Origin of the sequence: Vibrio nigripulchritudo ATCC 27043, assembly GCF_000222685.1 — a bacterium.
Classification (GTDB): Bacteria; Pseudomonadota; Gammaproteobacteria; order Enterobacterales; family Vibrionaceae; genus Vibrio; species Vibrio nigripulchritudo.
Genome location: NZ_AFWJ01000114.1, coordinates 1 through 6,541, shown reverse-complemented (window position 1 = coordinate 6,541; position 6,541 = coordinate 1). Strand labels below are relative to the sequence as shown.

General features: G+C 50.0%; 7 protein-coding genes. All 7 read left to right on the top strand.

Features of this window, described 5'->3' with window-relative positions:
* Window positions 1–1,168 (top strand): ABC transporter substrate-binding protein (locus tag RH89_RS11755; protein WP_004402079.1); only part of this gene is annotated, 1,168 nt, incomplete at its 5' end.
* Between the two features lie 91 nt (window positions 1,169–1,259).
* Window positions 1,260–2,045, top strand: a complete 786-nt coding sequence (locus RH89_RS11750) for an ABC transporter ATP-binding protein (protein ID WP_004402078.1) — start codon at window positions 1,260–1,262, stop codon at window positions 2,043–2,045.
* Between the two features lie 136 nt (window positions 2,046–2,181).
* The gene (locus tag RH89_RS11745; protein WP_004402077.1) at window positions 2,182–3,831 is read left to right on the top strand and encodes a GMC family oxidoreductase; all 1,650 of its coding nucleotides are present in this window, start codon (window positions 2,182–2,184) and stop codon (window positions 3,829–3,831) included.
* Complete coding sequence (locus tag RH89_RS11740; protein ID WP_004402076.1) at window positions 3,831–4,283, top strand: hypothetical protein; 453 nt, start codon at window positions 3,831–3,833, stop codon at window positions 4,281–4,283. The genes RH89_RS11745 and RH89_RS11740 overlap by 1 nt, the downstream gene beginning before the upstream one ends.
* The gene (locus RH89_RS11735; RefSeq protein ID WP_004402075.1) at window positions 4,283–5,050 is read left to right on the top strand and encodes an electron transfer flavoprotein subunit beta/FixA family protein; all 768 of its coding nucleotides are present in this window, start codon (window positions 4,283–4,285) and stop codon (window positions 5,048–5,050) included. The genes RH89_RS11740 and RH89_RS11735 overlap by 1 nt, the downstream gene beginning before the upstream one ends.
* Complete coding sequence (locus tag RH89_RS11730; protein ID WP_004402074.1) at window positions 5,050–6,006, top strand: electron transfer flavoprotein subunit alpha/FixB family protein; 957 nt, start codon at window positions 5,050–5,052, stop codon at window positions 6,004–6,006. The genes RH89_RS11735 and RH89_RS11730 overlap by 1 nt, the downstream gene beginning before the upstream one ends.
* Window positions 6,007–6,021: 15 nt before the next feature.
* Window positions 6,022–6,541 (top strand): hypothetical protein (locus RH89_RS11725; RefSeq protein WP_038145648.1); only part of this gene is annotated, 520 nt, incomplete at its 3' end.

The window sequence follows — 6,541 nt, the reverse complement described above, 5'->3', positions numbered from 1 at the left end:
CGACTACTTCAATTACATCAATGAAGTGGAAGGTGGCATTAATGGCGTGAAACTGAACGTCGAAGAGTTTGAGACAGAATACAGCCCCGACCGAGCAGTTGAGGTTTACGAGCGTATTAAAAACGGAAAGGACGGTTCGCCAACCGCCTTCTTTATGACGCACTCAACCCCCGCCACCTATGCGTTGGGTGAGCGCGCCAGAAAAGACAAAATCCCCTTGATTGATCCCGCTGGCGGGCGACCTGAATCGTTAAACGGCTTGGTATTCCCTTATGAATTCCCATTGCTGTTTACTTATTACTCTCAGGGCTATGTGGCTATGGCATACATTGCTCAGCAGGAAGGTGGGTTTGACGCTCTCAAGGGCAAGAAGATCGTCACCGTTTACCACGACTCAGGGTACGGACGTTCGTCTCAACCCATCATGGTGAAACTGGCTGAAAAATACGGGTTTGAAAACATTCAGATCCCAGTCGCACACCCCGGTAGTGAACAGTCTGCAATATGGCGTCAGGTTCGCGGTATTCGTCCGGATTGGGTCGTACTGAGAACCTGGGGTGTCATGACCCCTGTCGGCATCAAAACCGCTAAGCGATTCGGTATTGATATCAACAAGATGATTGGTGATGTCTGGGCGGGTTCTGAAACCGACATGATTCCAGCGGGTGCTGCGGCAATCGGCTACAAAGCTCTGGCCCCTTATCCGGGTGGTACGGACTTTGACATCCATAAGCGTCTTCGCAAAGAAATCATCAATACAGGTAAAACCGATCTTAAAGACCTAAGGGGCTTCGGCACCGTGTACTACAACATCGGTATGGTGAATGCCGCACTTGCTGTTGAAGGGATGCGAACCGCGATGACCAAGTTCGGAAATCGTCCAATCAATGGCGAAGAAATGCGTTGGGGTCTTGAAAACATGGTGATAGACAACAAGCGCCTTGAAGAGCTTGGCATGGTTGGTTTGCTGCAGGAGCTGAAAGTAACGCCGGGTGATCACGAAGGTGGTGGCGCCGCACGTATTCAGGAATGGGATGGCACCAAATTTAAGCTCATCACTGACTGGATCAAAGGTGACCAATCGCTGATTGCTCCGCTCATCGCAGAAAAATCAGCGGCGTTTGCAAAAGAGCAGGGAATCACACCTCGGGATCCAAACAACCCATAAGGGCTGGATTTGTGGATGAGCCTTCGGGCTTGTCCACATCTCCGATGGGCAAGACCGAAGCCGATAGATAAGGTGAATCCAGGGAGGATGAATGAATCGTCAGCAGAACAGAAATGAAGCGAGTCAGGATCTGCTTGTGGTAGACCAGATTGAAGTCATTTATGACGAATCTGTGCTCGCCGTGTCGGATGTTTCTCTTACTGTAAATCGTGGCGAAATTGTGGCGGTTTTGGGCGCAAACGGGGCGGGAAAAAGTACGACGTTAAAAGCGATTTCCGGATTAGTACATGCAGACCGAGCCAAGGTAAGCAAAGGGCGCATCCAGTTCAAAGGTGAAAGCAATATCGGTGTGGCTGCTCATCGGCTGGCGCATCGCAATATTGTTCATGTACTTGAAGGAAGACATGTCTTTTCACGCCTGACGGTCGAAGAAAATCTGAAAAGCGGCACTTTTCTGCACAAGTTATCTAACCAGCAAGTGAAAACGGATCTGGAACGCGTTTATCACTGGTTCCCAAGGCTTAAGGAAAAGCGCGCCACTCAGGCAGGTATGTGCTCTGGTGGCGAACAGCAAATGTTAGCCATTGGTCGGGCTCTGCTGACCAGACCAGAGTTGGTTTTACTTGATGAGCCGTCAATGGGGCTGGCTCCCATTCTGGTTCAGGAAATCTTTTCGATCATTGCCTCACTCAACAAAGAAGAAGGGATGTCCTTTCTTGTTGCGGAACAGAACATTCGTCAGTCCCTGAAATACGCGCATCGTGCCTACGTGATAGACAGCGGAAAAGTAGTGCTTTCAGGAAGTGCTCAGGCTCTCGCACAAAGGGACGACTTACATCAAATCTACTTAGGTAACGCGCCGGAAGAAGCACATTAAAAAAGCAAAATACAAATAAAAATAACAAGTTAGAAAAATACACAATGGATTAAAGATAACACATCAATAACGCATAGAACGGCACAGTGCGGTTCCGAAATACTGCCTCTGCTGAACACTGTAAGGATGGTAAGACATGAGCAAACGAGTCAAAGAATCTGAAATCGCTGATGTAGTCATTATCGGCTCAGGACCGTCTGGTTCTGTGGCAGCAAGATACCTGGTTAAAGCGGGGATGTCTGTTGTCACATTGGAGCAGGGCGACTGGGTTGATCCGGGGGAATACCCTGGCGATAAACCGGAATTTGAGCTGGCGGGTGGTAAGCAATGGCATCCCGCTCCGAATATTCGTGATCGCGAACGTGATTACCCAATCAATACAGCAGAAAGTGACATCGAACCATTGATGGCCTCGGCAGTCGGCGGAAGCGGAACCATCTGGGCTGGACACTGGGTGCCTTTCCTTCCTTCTGATTTCAAAGTAAGAACGTTAGATGGTGTGGCGGATGACTGGCCATTCACCTACGAAGACTTGCTGCCGCACTTACTTGCCGTTGAACACGATATTGGTTTGTCTGGAACAGGAGGCAACCCTGCCTATCCGCCTCAGTCTGGTTACCCGACACCCAACATACCCATAGGTAAAGTCGGGAATCGACTAGCACAAGGTCTGGACAAACTTGGCTGGCACTGGTGGCCGGGTTCCAATGCGATTCCTTCGGTTCCCTACAACGGGCTAAACCCTTGTGCCAGAAGGGGAACCTGCATGTTCGGCTGTAACGAAAAAGCGAAATGGTCGCCAGATTTAGCGCTTTTCCCGGAAGCGATAAGAGGCGGTCTGAAACTTATCTCTGGCGCGCGTGTGCGTGAAATTGAGTACGACGACGATAAACAGCGCGTCACCGGAGCTATTTACATCGACAAAAATGGCAGGGAGCGTCGTCAACGCGGAAAGGTTGTGATTCTTTGTGCCAACACCATTGGTACGCCACGTATTCTGCTCAATTCGATCTCCAAAACATTCCCGAACGGTTTAGCCAACAATTCAGGTCTGGTGGGCAAACGCTTAATGATGCACCCATTCGGACTGGTCATGGGGCACTTCCCTGACGATTTGCAAAGCTGGCAAGGACCATCCGGCATGCTGATTGATTCGTTCGAATTCTATGAAACCGATGAGAGCCGCGGCTTTGTCCGTGGTGCTAAATGGGGTGGCATGTCCGGTGGCGGTCCATTGAGTGCAAAAGGATTTGTTGGATCTGAAGTCTTTAAAGATGGCGGAAAAGTAGAAGATGCCTGGGGTAACAACTGGCACGACATGATTGAACGTCGATTTGGACGAACAGGGTTGTACGCCATCATAGGAGAAGACCTTCCAGAAGAATCCAATCAGGTCACGATTGATGGTGATCTCACGGATTCTGACGGTATTCCAGCACCCAAAATTGTTTACAAAACATCTGAAAACTCAACGAGGCTGCTTGATTTCCATAACGCACGAGCTGAAGAAGCGTTACTGGCGGCAGGGGCAATTGAAACTCAGGTATGTCCGCAAATGCGTGAATCCGGCTGGCACTTACTGGGTACAGCAAAAATGGGGAACGAGCGAGAAAATGCCGTCGTGAACCAGTGGGGGCAGGCACATGATGTGCCAAACCTATTCATCTTTGATGGCAGTACTTTCCCAACATCTGGCGGGGTCAACCCAACAGCAACCATCATGGCGGTAGCCCACCGTCAGACCATGCATATTATCCGTGAAGCAAGAAATGTGGAGGTTTCATAATGTCTGGAGCAAACCAACTGACTGAAGAAATCCGGCAGACCATCGCCAAAATCGCTGATTTTCTGATCCCTGAATATGGTGAAAAACCTGCGGCGTCCGATGTAGGCGTTCACAAGGAGATACTCGATAAGGTGTTCTCTGTTCGACCCGACCTCGTTCCGGATTTTATGCGTGGCGTTCATTTTGTGGATGGAAAAGACATCTCTGAAGCGATGAATGCACTGTGCATTGAAGACCGACGCGCCTTTGATGCCATAACCAATGTCGTTTCTGGTGGCTACCTGCTGTCAGAGCGAGTCAGAGAAGTCATCGGCTATCCCGGACAGGAGCCAGCGCCCTATGACCCTTATGAAACGCCAGAGTACATGACCAACGGCATGCTGGCCAGAGTGGCAAGGCGCGGTTCTATTTATCGGCCAACACCTTCGGTAGAGGCACAGAAGGAGGAATGATGAAAATTGCGGTCATTTTGAGGCTCAACCCAGTCCTTTCGGAAGAAATCGAACTGACTGAGGATGAGCGTGACATTGATAGAGAATGGATCGGATTGGATTTAAACCCGTTCGATGATCAGGCACTTGAGCAGGCAGTCCTGCTCAAGGAGTCCTATGGCGCTCATGTAACAGCCATTGCGCTGGAGGATGAAGGCAGCAACCGAATGCTCAAAACTGCATTGGCAAGAGATGCTGACGCTGTCTATCAAATTCCCGTGGACATAGATGAAGAAGAGAGCCGTTCGTCTCGCCGAGTCGCTTCTGCTTATGCGGAAGCCATTCAGGAAGTGAAACCAGATGTCGTCATGGTTGGTGTGCTTTCAACCGACGATGTGTATGGCGAACTGGCTCCTCATCTGGCGGGACACCTTGGGTGGTCTCAGGTGAGTGCGGTCTCTGATGTTCGCATTGACGAAAACAACGTCATTGTCCGACAGGAATATTCAGGTGGTCGTGCGGCACTTCTTAGCCTGACAACCCCCACGGTCATTGGTGTTCAGGCAGCCACTCAGCCTCCCAGATTTGTTTCAGGAAGCCGTTTGAGAGAATTGCTCAAGGTTGAGGTGCCTGATCTGGCGCTGGATTTAGATTTACCTGACGACGCCTCTGAAGATGCTCAGCTTGCACTGCCTGACTTGGAAGATGGTGCAGAGATGCTGGAAGGTGAACCTGAAGAGATCTCAGAGCAGCTCTATCAACTGTTGAAGGAAAAAGGATTTGTCTGATGCAGAGTTTAATTCTTATCGAACATGATTCAGGGCGAGTTGCGGACTCCTCATTAGAGCTGATTCAGATGGCGTCTCACCTGAACCATGAAATCACCGCGCTGGTGTGTGCTCAGGATCGGGATGCAGTCAGCACCATTGCATCGCAGCTTCCCGTTGTCTCGCAACTGCTGGCTGTTGAGAACCCCCTGTTCGCAAATTACTTATCGGGTGAGGTAATGGTTTGTCTGAACCAGGCCGTTGAGCACGTTCAGCCTGATTTAGTCCTCTTGAGCTACAGCACTGCCGGCGTTGATTTGGCAGGTGGCGTGGCCCACGCACAGTCCATTCCTTTGGTTGCTTACGCCCTTGAAATAGCTATTGATGGCGATGCGCTGTCGGTAACTTCTCAGGTTTATGGCGGCAAAGTGCTTGCTCGAAACCATGTTTCACTACCTGCTGTCGTGACCGTTATGCCCGGAGCGGTTAAATATGAGATGGAAGTAAACTCAGCACCGGAAATTGTCTCTTTCGATGTTGCTGGTTTAGGGAACTCAGGTATTGAGTTTGTAGGAATGCTTGAACCGGATAGTGATGGCGTTGATCTGACGAAAGCGGATCGAATTGTCTGTGTAGGTCGCGCTTTGGGTGGAAAGGAAAAACTACCCGTTGTGGAAGCGCTGGCGGAAGCTTTGGAAGCCGAGGTCGGTGGATCGCGCCCCGTTATCGATGCGGGCTGGCTGCCCAAAGCGCATCAGGTTGGGAAATCGGGAACAAAAGTAAAACCGAAACTTTACTTGATGGCCGGTGTGTCTGGTGCTCCGGAGCATCTTGAAGGCATGCAGGAATCGGACTTGATCATCGCATTAAATTCGGATGAACAAGCGCCCATTTTTAATAAAGCCCACTATGGTGCGGTGTGCGACATGTTTAATGTTCTTCCAGCGCTAACCGAGCGAATCAAAGCTGGGGGGTAAACGGCAATGTCATCAATGCAGACACTTCTCCTTTGGGTTATCACGCTTCTGGCGTTCGCGATTACGTTTTGGCGTTTTTGGCAAAGACTCAAACCGCTAAAAAAAGCCAGATCGATAGAGCGATTTGACCACATGAGCGAGCGGTTGAAAGGCGTGTTTGGGGACGTAGGAATGCACAAACGCCTTCTAAAGATCCGCTATTCAGGCGTGTTGCATTTGATGATATTCAGCAGCTTTATCGTCCTTTTTACCGCGATAGTTCAGGCGTTTGGCTCGGGTTTGTTTCCGGGTTTCAGCCTGGCTGCTTATGGTGGGGAAACGTGGATTGCGCTTCTTCAGGAATTGTTTACAGTCATCATAGTCATCGGTGTCGGTCTGGCAGCATGGCAGCGATTGATTCTAAAACCCGCGCGGTTTGAAGGTTCAAACCAAAAAGATGCGGTGATCATTTACTGTCTGGTGCTCGGGATTGTATTCACCATGATTCTGGAGTTTTCTGCTTCCATTGTGGCTTCACAACTCCCAAGTCATGACT

Bases quoted from the DNA above. Each gene is read 5' to 3' on its own strand.
- RH89_RS11750 (WP_004402078.1), top strand. From the start codon at position 1,260: ATGAATCGTCAGCAGAACAGAAATGAAGCGAGTCAGGATCTGCTTGTG.
- RH89_RS11740 (WP_004402076.1), top strand. From the start codon at position 3,831: ATGTCTGGAGCAAACCAACTGACTGAAGAAATCCGGCAGACCATCGCC.
- RH89_RS11735 (WP_004402075.1), top strand. From the start codon at position 4,283: ATGAAAATTGCGGTCATTTTGAGGCTCAACCCAGTCCTTTCGGAAGAA.
- RH89_RS11730 (WP_004402074.1), top strand. From the start codon at position 5,050: ATGCAGAGTTTAATTCTTATCGAACATGATTCAGGGCGAGTTGCGGAC.
- RH89_RS11745 (WP_004402077.1), top strand. From the start codon at position 2,182: ATGAGCAAACGAGTCAAAGAATCTGAAATCGCTGATGTAGTCATTATC.